The organism is Mesorhizobium sp. WSM4847 (genome assembly GCF_055811335.1).
In genome coordinates, this window is sequence record NZ_JBVVPY010000135.1 from 1 (window position 1) to 247 (window position 247).

General features: G+C 51.8%; 1 protein-coding gene. It reads left to right on the forward strand.

The annotated features are described in order from the left end of the window. Positions 1 to 224, forward strand: a 224-nt coding sequence (locus AC0L28_RS34845; RefSeq protein WP_473483037.1) for a hypothetical protein, incomplete at its 5' end; no start/stop codon positions are given. Positions 225 to 247 lie beyond the last annotated feature (23 nt).

Here is a 247-nt window from a genome sequence, read left to right on the forward strand (position 1 = left end):
CACTTATCGCTGTGGATCTCAAGCCGGACCTCGAAAAGCTGTATCATCGGCTTAGCACTGGCGTGTTCTTCAGTGACTTTGATGATGACCTTCGCTTGATGGGTACTCTTCGGACTTTAATCGACGCCATGGAACCGAAGATTGATCCACAGCAAGTGGAAAAGGCCGGCAAACGTTGGCACGGCACCTCACACACTCAAGTGTCGGTACGGTATGAACCCTAAAAGCCCGACGGGCAACGGCAAAT